The sequence below is a fragment of the Alphaproteobacteria bacterium genome (assembly GCA_018667735.1).
Taxonomy (GTDB): Bacteria; Pseudomonadota; Alphaproteobacteria; order Rickettsiales; family JABIRX01; genus JABIRX01.
In genome coordinates this window covers 23,616-40,937 of sequence record JABIRX010000040.1, presented here as the reverse complement: position 1 = coordinate 40,937, position 17,322 = coordinate 23,616, and the positions used below count along the sequence as shown (strand labels likewise).

At 31.7% G+C, this 17,322-nt stretch carries 19 protein-coding genes; 10 read left to right on the top strand and 9 right to left on the bottom strand.

Annotated features, from left to right (window positions below; all coding sequences use genetic code 11):
* Positions 1 to 1,825: hypothetical protein (locus HOH73_04310; protein ID MBT5828078.1), on the top strand; the 1,825-nt coding region annotated here is incomplete at its 5' end.
* Positions 1,826 to 1,844: 19 nt separating this feature from the next.
* Here the strand turns inward: HOH73_04310 and HOH73_04305 are convergent.
* Positions 1,845 to 2,855: a phosphate ABC transporter substrate-binding protein gene (locus HOH73_04305; GenBank protein ID MBT5828077.1), complete on the bottom strand. Its 1,011-nt coding sequence runs from the start codon at positions 2,853 to 2,855 to the stop codon at positions 1,845 to 1,847.
* A 362-nt stretch (positions 2,856 to 3,217) separates the two neighbouring features.
* Positions 3,218 to 4,225, bottom strand: a complete 1,008-nt coding sequence (gene hemB / locus HOH73_04300; protein MBT5828076.1) for a porphobilinogen synthase — start codon at positions 4,223 to 4,225, stop codon at positions 3,218 to 3,220.
* Between the two features lie 186 nt (positions 4,226 to 4,411).
* On the opposite strand from hemB, the gene rpoH reads away from it, so the two are divergent.
* Both rpoH and HOH73_04290 read left to right on the top strand, forming a co-directional pair.
* Positions 4,412 to 5,278 carry an RNA polymerase sigma factor RpoH gene (gene rpoH, locus HOH73_04295; GenBank protein ID MBT5828075.1) on the top strand — a complete coding sequence of 289 codons (867 nt, stop codon included), beginning with the start codon at positions 4,412 to 4,414 and terminating at the stop codon, positions 5,276 to 5,278.
* The gene (locus HOH73_04290; GenBank protein ID MBT5828074.1) at positions 5,278 to 5,790 is read left to right on the top strand and encodes a superoxide dismutase family protein; all 513 of its coding nucleotides are present in this window, start codon (positions 5,278 to 5,280) and stop codon (positions 5,788 to 5,790) included. Before rpoH ends, HOH73_04290 begins: the two co-directional genes overlap by 1 nt.
* Positions 5,791 to 5,815: 25 nt before the next feature.
* Here HOH73_04290 and HOH73_04285 read toward each other — a convergent pair whose 3' ends face one another.
* Entirely contained in the window at positions 5,816 to 7,120 is a 1,305-nt protein-coding gene (locus HOH73_04285; GenBank protein MBT5828073.1) for an adenylosuccinate synthase, read from the bottom strand.
* A 74-nt stretch (positions 7,121 to 7,194) separates the two neighbouring features.
* On the bottom strand, positions 7,195 to 7,686 hold the full coding sequence (locus tag HOH73_04280; protein MBT5828072.1) for a hypothetical protein: 492 nt from the start codon (positions 7,684 to 7,686) through the stop codon (positions 7,195 to 7,197).
* A gap of 5 nt (positions 7,687 to 7,691) precedes the next feature.
* Here HOH73_04280 and HOH73_04275 point away from each other — a divergent pair, with 5 nt between their 5' ends.
* From HOH73_04275 to HOH73_04255, 5 genes are read left to right on the top strand one after another with little or no spacing between them, the layout of a single operon-like run.
* Entirely contained in the window at positions 7,692 to 8,156 is a 465-nt protein-coding gene (locus tag HOH73_04275; GenBank protein ID MBT5828071.1) for a hypothetical protein, read from the top strand.
* Complete coding sequence (locus HOH73_04270; protein ID MBT5828070.1) at positions 8,156 to 8,677, top strand: cytochrome c oxidase assembly protein; 522 nt, start codon at positions 8,156 to 8,158, stop codon at positions 8,675 to 8,677. The genes HOH73_04275 and HOH73_04270 overlap by 1 nt, the downstream gene beginning before the upstream one ends.
* Positions 8,677 to 9,726 (top strand): 23S rRNA (adenine(2503)-C(2))-methyltransferase RlmN, encoded by a 1,050-nt coding sequence (rlmN, locus tag HOH73_04265; protein MBT5828069.1) that lies wholly within the window; start codon positions 8,677 to 8,679, stop codon positions 9,724 to 9,726. The genes HOH73_04270 and rlmN overlap by 1 nt, the downstream gene beginning before the upstream one ends.
* 45 nt (positions 9,727 to 9,771) lie before the next feature.
* A complete protein-coding gene (locus HOH73_04260) occupies positions 9,772 to 10,728 on the top strand; it encodes a complex I NDUFA9 subunit family protein (GenBank protein ID MBT5828068.1) in 957 nt (318 codons plus the stop codon).
* Positions 10,729 to 10,776: 48 nt separating this feature from the next.
* Positions 10,777 to 11,592: a cytochrome c oxidase subunit 3 gene (locus tag HOH73_04255; protein ID MBT5828067.1), complete on the top strand. Its 816-nt coding sequence runs from the start codon at positions 10,777 to 10,779 to the stop codon at positions 11,590 to 11,592.
* Between the two features lie 369 nt (positions 11,593 to 11,961).
* Here the strand turns inward: HOH73_04255 and HOH73_04250 are convergent, their stop codons facing one another.
* Both HOH73_04250 and HOH73_04245 read right to left on the bottom strand, forming a co-directional pair.
* Positions 11,962 to 12,645, bottom strand: coding sequence for a prepilin-type N-terminal cleavage/methylation domain-containing protein (locus HOH73_04250; GenBank protein MBT5828066.1), 684 nt, complete (start codon positions 12,643 to 12,645; stop codon positions 11,962 to 11,964).
* Positions 12,642 to 13,037, bottom strand: a complete 396-nt coding sequence (locus HOH73_04245) for a Smr/MutS family protein (GenBank protein MBT5828065.1) — start codon at positions 13,035 to 13,037, stop codon at positions 12,642 to 12,644. Before HOH73_04245 ends, HOH73_04250 begins: the two co-directional genes overlap by 4 nt.
* A gap of 30 nt (positions 13,038 to 13,067) precedes the next feature.
* On the opposite strand from HOH73_04245, the gene HOH73_04240 reads away from it, so the two are divergent.
* Positions 13,068 to 13,961, top strand: coding sequence for a branched-chain amino acid aminotransferase (locus HOH73_04240; GenBank protein ID MBT5828064.1), 894 nt, complete (start codon positions 13,068 to 13,070; stop codon positions 13,959 to 13,961).
* Entirely contained in the window at positions 13,961 to 14,683 is a 723-nt protein-coding gene (rlmB, locus tag HOH73_04235) for a 23S rRNA (guanosine(2251)-2'-O)-methyltransferase RlmB (protein MBT5828063.1), read from the top strand. Before HOH73_04240 ends, rlmB begins: the two co-directional genes overlap by 1 nt.
* On the opposite strand, the gene HOH73_04230 is transcribed toward rlmB, so the two are convergent.
* From HOH73_04230 to gshA, 3 genes are read right to left on the bottom strand one after another with little or no spacing between them, the layout of a single operon-like run.
* Positions 14,680 to 15,435 carry a methyltransferase domain-containing protein gene (locus HOH73_04230; protein MBT5828062.1) on the bottom strand — a complete coding sequence of 252 codons (756 nt, stop codon included), beginning with the start codon at positions 15,433 to 15,435 and terminating at the stop codon, positions 14,680 to 14,682. The genes rlmB and HOH73_04230 overlap by 4 nt on opposite strands.
* Complete coding sequence (locus HOH73_04225) at positions 15,416 to 16,060, bottom strand: alpha/beta hydrolase (GenBank protein ID MBT5828061.1); 645 nt, start codon at positions 16,058 to 16,060, stop codon at positions 15,416 to 15,418. Before HOH73_04225 ends, HOH73_04230 begins: the two co-directional genes overlap by 20 nt.
* A complete protein-coding gene (gene gshA / locus HOH73_04220) occupies positions 16,053 to 17,246 on the bottom strand; it encodes a glutamate--cysteine ligase (GenBank protein ID MBT5828060.1) in 1,194 nt (397 codons plus the stop codon). The genes HOH73_04225 and gshA overlap by 8 nt, the downstream gene beginning before the upstream one ends.
* Between the last annotated feature and the right edge of the window lie 76 nt (positions 17,247 to 17,322).

Genomic DNA, 17,322 nt, shown 5'->3' with positions numbered 1-17,322 from the left:
GAAATCATTAAGCGAGCAAACAATACAAGCTAAACTGAACAGTAAAAGGAAAGAGTTAACAGAATTAGAAAGTAAAAAGGAAAGTCCAAGCCTATTTAAGAAAGATAATTCAGCAGGTATTACAAGTTTAAAAACAGAAATCCAAGGTATTAAGCAAGTGTTAAAAACTGCTAAGGGTTTAAGCAGTTTAAACCAAGTTACAAAATCTGTACTTACTAAAGGAGAGCCAATTATAACCGAGGATAAATTAAGAATAGTAACTCAATCCTCTTCACCAAATCTGGATGGGGAAAATCTTAAGACTGCACAAAATGCTAAAATTTTGACAGACTTAATCTCACAAAAATTAACAGAAAGCAAAGTTATTTTACAAAAAGCAGCTAAAGGACAACAGTTATCCTCAGCTAGAGATCCTGCAGGATTAGGAGGTCAGGCAGTCCAAGTGGCCTCTATCAGTGTTAATGCATTGTCAGCAGAATTTCTTGGTAAAATACCTGGTTTTACTCTTGCTAAAGAAGTCAGTAAAGCTGCAAAAGTTGAAGTAGACACACAATTAGCAAAAACAAAATACAAGGCAATAGAAGAGAGAGGTACAGATTTAGATGGATTTGCAGCTAAATTTTGCGACTCACTAAAATATTCTGATGCAGAGAAACCATCAATTTTAGCAACTCTTAACGAAGCAGACTTAGTTAAAATAGCAGAAGAATCAGTAGCTAGAATATATACACATATAGATTCCACAACAAAGAGAAGTTTGGAAGAAATGGTTGCAACAAAAAAAACTTTTATTAGTAAAGCTCAAGATCCAACAGCTGTAGGGACTCATCTTTCTGTAGATAGCACCAGAACAGTAAGAGAGACCAGAACAGTTGATGGTTTGTTATCTAGAGGTGGAGTTATTGTTGATGGTGTAAAATATGTATATGATAAAAAGGGCGCTGATAAGTATGGCTTTAGAGTTTCAGATAAAATACCAAAGGATTATCTTAAAGAGCAAGATTATAAAATAAGTCATGGTCAGCTAAAACTATCTGATTTGTTAGAAAGAGCAGCTACACAAGAAGAAAGAAACGAACATGATAAGGGAGCTTGTAGTGCCGAGATGAGTCAAGCACAAGCTATTATGCAGAGTTGTTTAAAAGAGGGTAGTCAAACAGCAATATTAAATAATTTTCTTGATGGTAGGAGTCAAGCAAAGCCACAATTGAAGGATAAAACTCAATCTACATTTAGTGAACAGTTAACAAAATATAAAACCGCAAAAGCTAAGTTAGCTGAAATTAATGCAGAACCAAAATTAGCTAGAGAATCAGAAGTTGGTGAGCGTAAATTTGCTGATCCAGTTACAGAAACGCAACAAAAACCAGAAAGTCTAGCACAAGTGGTAAAGAATCTGTTTAAGAAAGAGAGCCCAGCGCAGCAACAACCAGCAGAGCAGCAACAAGTAGAGCAGCAACCAGCGGAACAACAACCAAGTCGAAAGTATTTACAAATGTTTAAATCAGTAGTTTCAAAGATGATAAACAAAGACGATATATCTCAAGAAGTTAGATTTGATAAAGTATATCCTGAAAACGGTAGCGTAGGTATTGAAAATCCAATGCTACAGAGCAATGGTGGTGCTAAATTTGAACCTGAAAGAAGCTCACTTAGTAGTGGAGCTAGTTCAGATAGAAGTTTAAGTACAGAAAGGTTAAGTGAAATATTGGAAGGAGAAAATGTTGGAGCTTTGAGTGAAGCAAGTGTAGCACAGCAACAGGGAGGAGCGGTTCAAGTGGAGAACGCTGGGACAGCCCAAAGTACAGTAGGAATAGGAAGATGATAAGTTTAAGAGGTTTAATTTATAGAAAAGTTTTTTTGATTCTGTTTTGGGTTTTTATAAGTTCATTTTTTGGTAAAGGAATTAGACCTTTTTCAGTTAAATAGCCAAATTCACCAATAGCATTTTCACTGATTAATTCTTCAATAAAGGCTTGTAGAGAATTTGTTGCTGGATAATTGTCAGTTTTTACATAGACAAAAAGAGATCGAGAAATAGGATATTGACCAGTTGAAATATTATCAAAACTAGCAGAAAAATTATCAATTTTTGCAGCTTGTACCTTATCTAAATTTTCTTCTAAAAAAGAATAACCAAAAATACCTAATGCATTTGGATTATTATTTAATTTGTTAATGACAATATTATCATTTTCGCCAGCTTCAGCATATTTATCATCCTCTCTGATTATCGAGCAAATCTTATGACGCTTTTTTTTATCTGGATATTGAGTTTTAAATTCACTAAATTTGTCACAAGATTTATGCATTACTAATTCAACAAAAGCATCTCTGGTACCAGAAGTTGGAGGAGGGCCATAAACATAGATTTTTTGTTTAGGTAAATTCGGGTTAATGTCACTCCAGTAATGATAAGGATTCTTAACTAATCTACCATTAATTGGTACATTTTTAGCTAATGCTAAAAATAATTCTGTTCTACTTAAGTTAAATTTATGATGATTTATTTTATTAGCTATAATAATGCCGTCAAAGCCGATTTGAATTTCTGCAATATTATTTACCCCATTTTTAGCGCATAAGCTAATCTCACTAGCTTTAATTGGTCTGGAGGCGTTAGATAAGTCAGGATAAGCAGAACCTATGCCTTGACAAAAAATTTTAAAACCACCACCCGTTCCAGTTGCCTCTATGATTGGTGCTCTATTGCTAGTTCTGCGGCTAAACTCCTCAGATGCAGATGCAATAAAAGGAAAAACTGTTGATGAACCTACAGCTTTTACTTGATCACGAGCAAAAGTGGGATTGTTTAGAAATATAACTGCAACAATTAAGTGTAATGTAAAACGCATAATAATTTTAAGATTTATTAAAAATATGTTTAAAGCTTTTTATAAGAAAATCAATAAAGAAAGAGTTAAAAAACTACATAAAATTTAAAAGCCATATGAATATATCTTTAGATAATTTATAGTTATTTTTGATAAGGTTACATAAAAAATATTTGAGCTATTAATCAAGTGACGTAGATTTAAATATTTGGTTAATTTTCTAAAGGAGGTTATTTTAAATGTATAACCAAATGAAATGACTAAATTAAAATTGACAGTGAGTGTAAGATAATCTTAAAGCAGTTAATTTATATAAAATTAGGTTTTATGATGAAGGCCTTATTAAAAGTTTAATTTATGCTACAATTTACTATTTATGATTATTAGATGAGCTTGTTATTGTGAAGTTTTTTTGCAATATTTAGGCTGTCATAACAAAAAATAGCATTTGCCCCCGCTCTTTTACATGCGATTAAACTTTCAACAAGGGTTTTATCATAATCTAAATAGTTTTTTTCAGCAGCAGCTTTTAAGTAAGCATATTCACCACTTACATGGTAAGCAAAAACAGGTATAGAAAATTTCTCTTTTACTTTTTGCATAACATCTAAATAGCTAATTGCTGGTTTTACCATGATCATATCCGCACCCTCATTAACATCTAGTTCAACTTCTGCAAGATATTCAGATGAATTAGCAAAAGACATCTGATAGCTATCTTTATTTGCGCTATTTAAATTCTCACTAGAACCAACAGCATCTCTAAAGGGGCCATAAAAATTTGAAGAAAATTTAACTGCATATGATAAAATTTTAACCTCTGTGAAATTAGCTTTATCTAATTCTGTTCTTATATGGCCGATACGACCATCCATCATATCTGATGGTGCAATAATATCAGCTCCTGCCGTTGCTAAAGTTAGAGCTTGTTTTGCTAAAATTTTAATAGTTTCATCATTTAAAACTTTACCATTTTTAACTAAACCATCATGCCCTAATTGATTATATGGATCTAAAGCAACATCTGCAATAATACCTATTTGATCTTGATATTCTGCTTTAATGGCTTTTATCGTCCTACAAATTAAATTATTGTGATTATATGCCTCCCTAGCATCAATAGTTTTAAATTTTTCCTCAATAACTGGAAAAAGAGCAATTGCCTTTATACCATATTTAATGGCTAATTTAATTTCTGCCAAAAGTAAATCTATAGATAAGCGGTAAATATCTGGCAGTGCTTTAATTGCTGTTTTCTGCTTTTCACCTTCTTGCACAAATAAAGGTAAAACTAAATCGTTAACTGTCAAATAATGCTCTTTAAGTAATTCTCTAAGCCAAGAATCTGTTCTATTACGCCTTAGTCTAGTTTGGGGAAATGATCGTGACATAAAATTATTTATCTTGATGAATATATGCTACAGATTATATCCAAAATACATCTTTTAGCAAGCAAACATATCAATTTTATGTTTCAAAGAGACTTAAAACAACACTGGGGCAGATTAAGAGATGATTTGACAAAATATTTAAAATATACTAAAAATAATGGTCATGAGATGAATAACAGATTGATTATGAGTGTTACAAATATAAAATTACCAGCTTTAACCACAGAATCGGATATCAGTGCTTACATTAAAAGCATAGCGGTATTCCCTTTATTAGAGCCAGAAGAAGAAAAGATATTATCATATAAGTTGCGCGATACAGGTGATGTTAAAGCGGCAGAAAGGTTAGTTACGAGTCATTTGCGCCTAGTTGTGAAAATAGCATATAGTTATAAAAATTACGGCTTATCAATGATGGATATTATTTCTGAAGGGAATATAGGTTTGATGCGAGCAGTTAAGAAATTCGATGTAACTAAAGGTTTTCGCTTATCTACTTATGCAATGTGGTGGATTAAAGCGCAAATTCAAGAATATGTGTTGCGTTCTTGGTCTATGGTTAAGATTGGCACAACAGTTGCACAGAAAAAACTATTCTTTAATTTAAACAAGCTAAAAAACAAGATTTTATCATACGAAAAACAATATCTAGCACAAGAAGATGTTAAGTTGATTTCTAATGAATTAGGTGTAACAGAAGCAGAAGTAAATGAAATGTCATCACGCTTAGATTGTGGAGATATCTATCTATATGATCAAGTGGGTGGAGATAGTGATGCTCCATGTTTAATAGATAATTTAGCTTCTGATGCAGAAAGCCAAGAAGATTTATATGCTAATCAACAAGAAAGAGAAGCTAATCTTGCAATGTTAAAACAAGCAGTTAATTGTCTCAATGAGCGTGAAGAATATATTATCAATAACCGTAAATTAAGTTACAATCCAAGAACTTTAGAAGATTTAAGTGTTGAATTTAAAGTTTCGAAAGAAAGAATTAGACAAATAGAAGCTAGAGCATTAGAAAAAATAAAAGAATATTTTAATAATAAATAATGAAAATCTCTTTAATTATTCTGTCTTTAATTCTGTCTTCATGTGCTTCTCATCTTCGTTCCACAGAAAGAGCTGTAGCTGTTGTTTATAATTTAGAAACAGAGCAAAAGCTAGGAGTGGTCAAATTTAATTATGATAAAAAGGGAGATGTTGTAATTAAGGTAGAATTGCAAAATATTTCAGCTGGTGAACATGGCTTTCACATACATGAATATGGTGATTTAAGAAATCATGGCCATAATTTAGGTGGTCATTTCAATCCTTTTAACGTAAAGCATGGTAATCCTAAAGATGGTTTCTTAGTGCATGTAGGTGATTTAGGAAATGTTAGAGCAAATAAATCTGGTGTAGTGAGTACAGAATTTACAGATATAAAAATAAGTTTAAGAGGAAGAAATTCCATTATTGGTAGAGCCGTAGTGCTACATGCAGGGCGTGATAATTTTCAAATTCAGCCAGCTGGCCACTCAGGTAAGAAAATTGCAGCAGGTGTTATAGGTTTAGTTAAGTAAAATAAGTTACTTAATTAACTCGTTTTTAGCTATTTGTCTTAGCAAAAAAATCTTTTCTAATAATAGTAGCAGATCTAGCCGGGCCAGTTGATACAATATCAATAGTTACTTCTAGCTTGTTGGCAATAAATTCTATGTATTTTTTCGCATTCTCTGGTAAGTCTCCATAATTTTTGATAGAACTTATGTCACTATTCCAGCCAGGCATTTCAGTATAGATTGGAGTTAAGCTTGCTTGAAGTTTTTGTGATGCTGGTAAATAATCATATTCAGTGCCATCTAAGGCTTTATATTTGTAACATATTTTTAAATTATTTAATTCGGACATTACATCTAATTTGGTTAAGGCAATAGAATTTATGCCACAAATGGTAATCATTTGTTTTAATTGCACTAAATCAAGCCAGCCACATCTTCTATCTCTTCCAGTTACAGTGCCAAATTCATGACCTTTTTCTTGTAAATGTTGGCCAATATCGTCAAATAATTCAGTGGGGAAAGGTCCTTCGCCAACTCGCGTTGTATAGGCTTTTACAATTGCAATATTATGATCAATTTTATCGCAACCAACACCACTTCCTGTGAAAGCTTGACTAGTTATAGTATTGGAGGAAGTAACATAAGGATAAGTGCCATAATCATTATCTAGCATTACACCTTGGGCACCTTCAAACATGATGGTTTTACCCTGCTTTTTATAGTCATTAAGTAATTTCCAAGCAGGCTTTGCATATTTTAGGATCTGCGGAGCTATTTCCTTTAGTTTTTGCAAAATTTCAGCTTTACTTACAGTTACATTATTTATAGAAGTAAGAATTGGGCCATAAAATTTTAGCAATTCATCTATTTTTCTTTCTACAATGTCAAAATCAGCTAAATCACAAACACGGATATTCTTTCTGGAAACCTTATCTGCATAAGCAGGACCTATACCTCTTTTAGTAGTGCCAATTTTTTCATTTGAACGAATTTTCTCACAAACTTCATCTATAGTTTGATGTAAAGGTAAAATTAAATTAGCATTCTCAGCAATTATTAGTTGTTCATCAGCTATTTTAATCCCTTGCGCTTCTATTTGAGCAATTTCTTTGATTAGGTGAAAAGGGTCTACAACTACGCCATTACCAATAACAGATATTTTGCCTTCTCTTAAAATATTGGAAGGTAATAAGCTTAGTTTGTAAGTTGTGTCTTCTACTACTATGGTGTGACCTGCATTATGGCCACCTTGGAATCTGACTACTACATCTGAGTTATCTGATAAAAAATCTACTATTTTTCCTTTACCCTCATCTCCCCATTGAAGACCCACAATTGATATAAGCATTATTTTGTTCTAACTTGTTAATTAAAAAAGCCTTATTAATATATATTTAAACTCTTACTTTGCAAGGTCTAGCTGAGTTATTTACAAAGTTCTAACATTTTGCTATAGGACTTAGTAAAACCCATTAAAGAGTAAGTATCTATAGAATATGTGCCCTTGGTTGAAGTAGCTTTAGCATCAACCACACTGCCAGCTTTCATTGCGTTGATAATTATTTTATCTGTGTCGCTATTTTCAGCCCAGGCTAACTCCCCCTCTATTTTACGTAGAAAATAAGGTTGGTTTTTGATCAAAAGCTCTATTTCGCTACCTAGTTGATATGGATAACCCCCTGATATACTGATCTCTGGCTCTCTATCCTTAAATTTGCTAACTACCAAATATGCTTTTGATCTATTAGTGTAGTTTCCAGACTCCTCTTTTGGCACCGCAACTATGTAACAAATTTTATCTTGCTCTTTGGAGCTAGTTAAAACATGCCAATCTTCAAAAATATGTTCTAAGTTTTTTGCCTGTACATTATGGCAAATTAGAAATAAAAATAGAGTTGTGTAGATTTTTTTTAACATAGCACATGAATAATAATTTATATAATAAGAATATTAAAATGAATTTTTTATCTAAAGCAATCATTATTTTTACAATGTTCTTTTTTGTAGCTTGCGAAAAATATTATGTTGGTCATGTAAAAACATCATCACAACATTTTCCCAATATAGAAACTTTTAGTTACAATATTTACAATGATAGAGTTATCATTAAGGGGATTATTAATGACGAGCTTTTCGTTGGGGATTTATATCATGCTGGTTTAGTTAGAAAGATAGAACAATTTAGAAACCCTGATATAAAAAGAAGTATTATTTATGATCGTAACAATTTATCAATTATCAGACTGGTGGGTAATAAATCAAATGTTTTAGAATGTTTTGTAAAACAAAAAAGCATGAGAAGTATAAAAAAAGGTGGCCAAGGGCGTTGTTATATGGTAAGAACAGGGCAACATTTTGATATTACTTTTGAAAGGCCGTATTTTTAATGAAAGATAAATCAAACTTAAAAACATTATATGCAGTTTTAGCTATTGTAATAGGCATGTTTTGTTTAGCCTTTGCCTCAGTTCCACTGTATAATTTATTTTGCAAAGTTACGGGGTTTGGAGGTACACCAAAGATAGTGGAATATGAATCACAAAAAATAGGGGAAAGAGATTTTGAGGTTTTTTTTAACGCAGATAGTCACCTGGATTGGTTTTTTAAGCCAGTGCAAAGAAAAATAAAAACAAAATCTGGTGTGAATAATCTAGTGTTTTATGAAGCTAAAAACATCTCAGAGAAGAGCTTAACGGGGACTGCTACTTATAACATTACGCCATCTAAAGCTGGTGCTTATTTTAGTAAAATAGAATGTTTTTGTTTTAATAGACAAAAATTAGCGGCAGGGCAGAAAATGGATTTCCCCGTGTCATTTTATATAGATCCAGCAATAGAAGATGACCCTTACCTTAAGGATGTAACACAGATTACTTTATCATATAGTTTTTTTGAGGCGGAAGATTGATGCGTGATATTTTTGATTTAACCCTTAATGATTTAGCAGCAGACATAGCAGAGGCCGGCTTTGAAAAATACCGTGCTAAACAAATTTGGAATTGGATTTACAAGAAAGGCTTTAGTGATTTTAATGAAATGGCTAATTTGCCTAAGAAATTACAAAATTACCTCAAAGATAATTTTGCGATTAATCAGCTTTCCATAGTAACTGAGCAGAAATCTAAAGATGGCACTATAAAATGGCTTTTTGCCTTAGCAGATGGTAAAGAAATAGAAACAGTTTTTATACCAGAAGAAAAAAGAGGAACCTTATGTATTTCTTCCCAAGTGGGCTGTACTTTAAATTGCAAATTTTGCCACACAGGCACACAATTATGGCAAAAAAATCTTACAACAGCAGAAATTATAGCCCAAATATTTTATGCAAAGCAATTGGTAGGTGAATTTGCGGCAGAGAGAAAGTTAATAACTAATATTGTTTTTATGGGGATGGGTGAACCATTGTTAAACTATGATAATGTTAAAAAAGTTTGCAAAACCATAATTCTGGCAGAAAGTTTTGATTTTTCGTGGCGTAAGGTAACAGTCTCTACCTCAGGTATTATTCCGCGGATTAAAGATATGAAGAATGATTTAAAAGTAGGCTTGGCAATTTCACTTCATGCATCTAATGAGCAGCTCAGGACCGAAATAATGCCTATTAATAAAAAATACCCTTTGGCAGAGTTGCTCGAAGTGTGCAAAGATTATGTAGTGCATACAGAGCAAAAAATTATGCTTGAATATGTTATGCTTGAAAATGTCAACGACACTAAAGAGCATGTAGAGGAGTTGCTAGATATTGTGAAGAATATTCCTGTAAAATTTAATTTAATTCCTTTTAATAGTTGGCCAGGCTGCGAATATAGCTCATCTTCTAATAATCGAATACATAAATTTTCTGAACTACTTTTTAATGCGGGTATTGAGGCTCCAATTAGGAAAACTAGGGGTGAAGATATTTTTGCTGCTTGTGGTCAGTTAAAATCATTTCTGACTAAAGAAAAAAAAGCTTAAATCTTAATTTTTTACTCATATCATATAACTGCATATAAGGTGAAAATGTTAGATTTAAAAACAATAACTATACTTGGTGGAACTGGATTTATTGGCAGGTATCTAGTAAAAGAAATAGCAAAAACAGGCTTGAAAATAAATCTAGTTTCAAGAAATGCAAATAAAAGCCTATTTCTTAAAGTGGCTGGCTCAGTTGGTCAAATTAACTTGATAGAAGCTAATTTGCTAAAAGATATTGATAAGCTTGAGCAAATAATCAAAAATAGTGATGTAGTTATAAATTTAGTTGGTTCTAACAAGATTAAAAGAAAAGCTGATTTTAATGATTATTATGCAAAACTACCAGAATTGATCGCTAGATTTTGTGCAAAATATAAAGTGAAAAAATTTATACATATTTCTTCTTTATGTACTAAAGCTATATCAAAATTTTCAACCGCAAAATATTTGGGTGAAAAATTGGTTAAAGAAGAATTTCCAGCGGCTATAATTATACGGCCAAGCTTGGTGTTTGGTTTAGAGGATAGCTTCTTTAATAGAATTATTAAATTATCAAAAATATTACCATGTTTTCCTTTGCCTAAAAAAAACAATAGTTTGATTCAGCCAGTATATGTGAATGACTTAGCTAGGGCTTTAACTAAGATTTTATTTGCTGAGCAACATAAGAGCAGTATTTATTATTTGGTTGGTCCTGATGTTTTTAATTTAGGGGAACTGATTATAATGATAAATAAAAAAATGGGTAGAAATATTAAAGTGGCATATTTACCTAAATTTATTTTTAATATAGCTGCAATGATTGTTGAAAATATAAATTCTGAAATTGTTACAAGAGATTATTTAAAGCGCTTGAGTGAAGATAGTATTACCAAAGATAAGCAGTTAACTTTTTTTGACATGCAGATTCAATTGCATAATTTGGAAGAAATATTGCCAAATTACAATGGAGTACATAAATCTTCATGTTATTACAATGGTTTGCTAAAAGAAAAATCTTGAGTAAATAATAATTTTTAATAATATACACGAAAATATAATATTATATATATGAAAACACATCAGTTCCATTTAGTAGACCCAAGTCCGTGGCCTATATTATCTTCATTCGCAGCTTTTATACTTTGTCTTGGCGGTGTGTTTTTTATGCATGAAGTACCTGCTGGTAAAATTATGTTACCTGCTGGCTTATTGTTGGTGTTGTATAGTATGTATGTGTGGTGGCGAGATGTAGTTAGGGAAGCAAAAGAAGATAAAGCCCATACAGCCCCAGTTAGAAAAGGTCTTAAAATAGGGATGACCTTATTTATAGTGTCAGAGGGCATGTTTTTCTTTGCCTTTTTCTTTGCCTTCTTCCATGCAAATTTCTTTCCAGCTGATATATTAGATGGTGCTTGGGCTGTTAAAGAAGGAGTATGGCCTCAAGAGCAGGTTAAAACTATTGATCCTTGGAGCTTACCATTTTTAAATACGCTAATTTTATTGTTATCTGGCACAACAGTTACCTGGGCGCATTTTTCTTTGTTAAATAACAACCACAAAGAGTTAGTTCAAGCTCTTGGTTGTACAGTATTGCTTGGTTTTATCTTTACAGGTTTTCAAGTTTATGAATATCATCACGCATTGGCACATAATTTTAGTTTTAGTGAAACTACTTATGGCTCAATATTTTATATGGCAACAGGTTTTCATGGCTTTCATGTGATTGTGGGTACTATCTTTTTATTAGTATGTTATTTACGCGCTAAGAAAGGGCAATTTACGGAAGAAAATCATTTAGGTTTTGAGTTTGCCGCATGGTATTGGCATTTTGTTGATGCAGTTTGGCTATTTCTATTTGCTGCAGTTTATATTTGGGGCTCTTAATTTTAAAGAATGAAGATTTTTTCATTCTTTAATTTGTGGAATTTTTCAAGCATTGGTATCGCGCTAGAGTCTACTTAATAATAGTAGCGTGTGTTTCTAGGCATTTGTTTTAAATAAATTTCTTGAGGATAAGTCTTGTTGCTTTGCTTGTTCCATTTAATAATTTATTTTTAAATGTTATTCGCCTCTTTAGATATTTTTTTATAATTTTAATGAAAAGTTAAAAATAAAACTAATTAGCTATCAGTAATTTATTGCTAAATGAATTGCTTTAGGGCAAGGAAAAGTAATTATTACTAAGATTTTTCTGTAGTTGAGTGGTTTTTTATATTATTTTTTTTGTGCTGCTAGGCTGTATAGGTGCTCTACTTAATTTAAAATAAAATACAGATCACAGCTTTCTGTATCGGAAGATTTGTTATAGTTCTTTGGGTTGCCGGTTATATCATCTATGCAATTGCTATTAGTTAATGCTAGATCTATTCTGATAGAGCCTGTTTCTGGGTATGAATCATCAAATTTATGATCTAGAAAGAAGCTGGTTTTTGGACTCAGAGAGTTTTCGTCTATTCTGGTTAAAGAGCTGGTTGATTTTCCGATAAAAAGAGAATAATTATTTTTACTAGAATTTCCAAAAGCAGACCATAAAATATCGGTTAGTTGTGTTTTGGGTACATTGCTTTCTGCGATTGCATCATATGTTGCGTTAGTTGTGCCATCGAATGAACCAACAATCAGTGCGGCTTTGCTTAAATGTTCCCAAGCATAATAACCCTCACTATACCATAATATATCACCATTTCCATCTCCATAATTTGCGTCTGACCAAAAATTAAAATGGCTTGGTAAATCGCCAGGTAATTGATTATACTGGAAAGAGAATTCTTTGAATGCTCTGTCATAGATTGCAAAATCACTATATATTTTTTTTAATTTACTTGAGTAAGTTATTTTTGTAGCAGCTGAGGTTATAACTATTAAAATAGCTATAATTAAGATTACAATTGATAGTTCAATTAAGCTAAAAGCTTTGTTTTTTAGATTATATTTCATATTTTTAACTTAATATTTATCATGCCTGGATTTTTATGGTCACGCTCAAAAGAGGAGATTTTATATTTAGCTTTGTTACTTTCAATTATTCTGGGTATTTCAATATATAATACCCCATATTGACTATGTTCATTTTTACCAATGCCAGTTATTAATTCAATATTGCTTATTTTCTGTGTGTAAGCAAAGTGTAAATTATTTTCCATAATACTAACCGCTTGATTTAAATTCTGGAAATGCAAATCAATAATTAATTTACTGGGTATTTTGGATTCATCTTTGCTAGTTAGACTATTATCCGGTTTTTCCAGATAATTTAGCCAATCTTGTAATTCTGATTCTGGTATTTTCTTAGACATATAGTTTTTCTTGCTAAAAATAATTCTATCCACTAAAAAGTGGTTAGCAATAAAAAAAAATATATGACAGAAATAATACCTTTTGATAAAAGAGATGGTTACATATGGTATAATGGTAAGCTGGTAGAGTGGCAGGAAACCAAGGTGCATGTATTAAATCATGGCTTGCATTATGGAAATTGCGTTTTTGAAGGAACCGCAGTTTATAATAATAACATCTTTAAATTGAGAGAGCATACAGAGAGGTTAATTAACTCTGCTAAATTATTAGATTACACAATTCCATATAGTGTAGAAGAGCTAGAAGAAGCAACAAAATTAATTGTAAAAACACAAAAAGTCAGCAATGGTTATATCAGACCATTTGCATGGCGTGGTTCAGAAAGAATGGCAATTAGCGCTAAAGAGAATTCTGTGCATGTTGCTATTGCTACCTGGACTTGGCCTCCATATTTTTCGGTGGATGCTAAGATGAAAGGCATTAATATGGTTTTTGCTGAATATAAAAGACCAGCGCCAGATACTGCTCCTTCGGCCTCAAAAGCAGCAGGTTTATATATGATTTGCACTATAAGTAAGCATAAAGCGGAAAGAGAAGGTTATAATGAAGCGATTATGCTGGATTTTGAAGGTTATATAGCCGAAGCTACATGTGCTAATATGTTTTTTATTATTAATGATGAATTACATACACCAAAAGCGGATCGTTTTTTAAATGGTATTACAAGACAAACAATTATTAATCTTGCAAAGGAAAGAGGTTATAAAGTTGTTGAAAGAAGAATAAAGCCTGAAGAATTAGCTGAAACTCAAGATTGTTTTTTAACTGGAACTGCCGCTGAAATAACTAGGGTTAACTCTATTGAAACTAAAGATAAAAAACATAAATATCAATTTACCTGTCATGATATCACCACTAATCTAATGACAGATTACTCCAAAGCAATAGGAAGATAGTGTCTGATAATTTGTGGGTATATGGCATTAATGCAGTAAAAGAGCTAGTTAATGTAAATAAAAGGAAAATCTTACAGGTTTTAATTACTGAAAAGAATTTTTATAAATATCAAAATCAGCCAGAATTTGTTTTGCTATTTAAGCAAAAGATCAGACAAATAAATTTCAAAGATTTCAACAAATATTTCGTTGAGCAGGTTAACCATCAAGGAATAGCGGTTGAAATTAGCAAGCCAACTTTATTTCAAGAGCAAAACTTATTAGAAAACATTACTAACATAAAGCAATTAGTAGTTTTAGATCAAATTACTGATGTTGGAAATATAGGGGCTATTATTCGCTCTATGGTAGCTTTTGGGTTTAATGATTTAATTGTTACAGAGCATAATTCAGTTTCAGATTATGGTCATTTATTAAAAGCGTCAGCTGGTATGTCTGAGCATCTCAATATTTATAAAATAACTAATTTAACTAAATTATTAAATAAAATTAAACCTCATGATTTTTGGTTAGCTGGCCTAGATGGTAACGCGAAGAATGATGTTTCATATCTAAAAAAATATGAAAAAATAGCTTTAATTTTGGGCAGTGAAGGTAAGGGTATTAGGAGTTTAGTGAAGAAAAACTTAGATCTAATGGTTTCAATACCAATATCTAGTAAAGTAGAAAGTCTAAATGTATCAAACGCTGCCGCAATAAGTTTTTATGCTTTACATAATTAATTAAAGTTCTGTAAATAAATTACTTCCCAACTCAGTTGATAGTTTTTAGTTTCTTTAAGCTTTCTTACTAGGCTTTTGGTGAATGTTGATTTTTTTTCTTGGGTATTTGCTCCGATGTTTTTAAGATCGTAAAAGAAATCTAATAAAGTGCTATATTCTTTTTTGATTAATTGCCTTTTGACAAATAAATTGGGAATCTTTGCTTCTTCTAATTTCTTTTTAATACTATCAATATTATGCATATTTCTTAGATTTATCTCAGGAAAATCTTGCCTGATTTCTTTGAAGGATTCTTGGCCTAAAGTGCTAATGATATAAGGGGCGGTAGTTTTTTTTACTCTGCGAACCTCACGTAAAATTTTACTAAGATCACCCCACTGAGCTGCAAGTGATGATATAACTATATCAAAGCTATCATAGGGCAGAGGTAATTTCTCCATATCAGCTTGAATAGTTTTAGTGTTTTTTATTTGTGACGCAGCTGCTACCATCTCGTGTGATATATCAACTTGAGTAATCTTAAGGGCTGGATTAGAAAAGCCAGATAAAAGCATTTCAGCATTAATTATTTTGGCTAAGTAACCAGTGCCACAACCCAAATCTAAAATTTGATGCCCTGGCATTATTTTGTTTTTTATACGAAAAAAAACCTCGGCTGCTACTTCTTTTTGAAGCTCAGAATATTGATTATAAGTTTTAGCTGCTGAGGAAAAATTATTGCTAATATTTTGTTTAACTAGTTCTAAAGTCATGAATTAATTTATTGAATTTAATATTATCACTTAAAAAGGGCACATGAGAGGACTCCTTAAAGAGCTCAAGCCTAACATTTTTAAAGCTAGTTGCAAATTTTTTTCTACTCATGCTAGAAACTACCTGATCTCTTTGTCCATAAATATACATGATTTCTTGATTACCCTTTAATTCTAGCTTAGGAATTTCGGGTAATTTTTTCAGCCAATAAAGCAAATTTTCAGTTTTGTAGTCATAGTTATTTATTTGTGTGATAACTTTTCTAAAATATTTATCACCAGCACAAATATAATTTTTAAAATTTTTCAAAAATAATCTAGGATTGTTTTTGAAGTTATTTACAATTTGTTGGTGTAAACTTCTAGTTATACCATGAGATTCATGCAAATATTCATATGGGCTAGCAATAAGAACAATTTTGGGGATATGTAATCTTTGGGCAATTTTAAGTGCAATATGTCCACCTTGTGACCAGCCTATAATTAAGTCATAATGTGAGGAAAGCTCATTATAATTGATATTCTTGTGAGTAATGTAATTATAATAATCACTGATTTCTGTGAGGTTTTGGCTAATTAGCATAGGATGTTGAGCCCAGCCGCTAATAGTTAAGCTTTTACTCATTTTGATATTCTTCCATTTTTGCGGCAAGTGCTGCAAGCTGAGCTATTACAGCATATGTAGGTAACTTGGTAGAAAAATCCTTAAGATTATCTGCTGCTATGAACTCAGCTCCAGTAGAGTTTAAGTTGGTTTGGGCATCTTTATTGGCGTTTATTCTGAGAATAGAACCTGTTGCTCTACCATTTATTAAGTAAATAAATGGTTCACATGGTGCTCCTTGATAATTATCAATAGTTTCTATACCTTCTTGAATTAAAATCTGCTCATTTAATTTCTTGCTTTTGAGGCTGTTCATTTTGTTACGAGTTTTTTTATTAACTGCAAAAACATCATCTGCATTTTTAGCAGTCATTATGCCCATGCCATAAGTGCCTTGATTAGCTTTAATATACACATATGGTTCGCTAGTAATGTTGTGCTGTTTATATTTTTCGTTAATTCTTTGTAGAGTTTTTTCGGTCTCTAAAGCAATACATTCTAAGCCCTTTCGTTCTTTAAAGTTTACTTTTTTGCAGAATCCCAACTCTGTAGTAATAAAAAATGGGTCAAAATTAAACTCCTTAGCAAACTCGCTAGCTATGTGATTATATTTTTGGAAATGTTCATATTTTGTACGGCGATACCAACCCATACCAGTAGGTGGGATTATTTCTTGCTTGATATTTTTCAATATTTCAGGGCTACCCGAAGTTAAGTCATTATTAAAGATAATTAAATCTGGCTCATAACCATTTATGGTAATGATAGAGTCGTTTTTTCTTTCTAGTGGATATATGGTTAATTCTTGCCCCAAGGCATCTTCTATATTAATCGCTTGTGTAAATTCGGGGTTAAATGATGCTAAAAAAACTTCACGACCTGTATTTTCGATAATTTTTTTAAGGGTTGAAATATTTTCTAGATATTTAAGATTTCTAGTGTGGAACTCAGTTATTAATAAAATTTTAGCAATATCTTTATGGAGATATTTTTTTAACTCCAGAGCAGATGCATCTCTTGCTGCAGCCGATAGATTATTGAATCCTGCTGGGAATATATTTGTGTCTACTGCAGTTATTTTGTGACCCGAATAACGCAAATCAACAGAATTATAGATGAAGGGTGGATATTGTTTAAACTTTTCTGCAAACCAAGCTTCAATTGAAGTTCCTTGATTCTCTATTGTTGATTGTATTTCTGAAAGCATATTTTCTTTGAAAATAATAAGAAGTATCTTGTTTTTTAGGGATAATCTCGTAAATTTAAAATCCACCGATACAGCA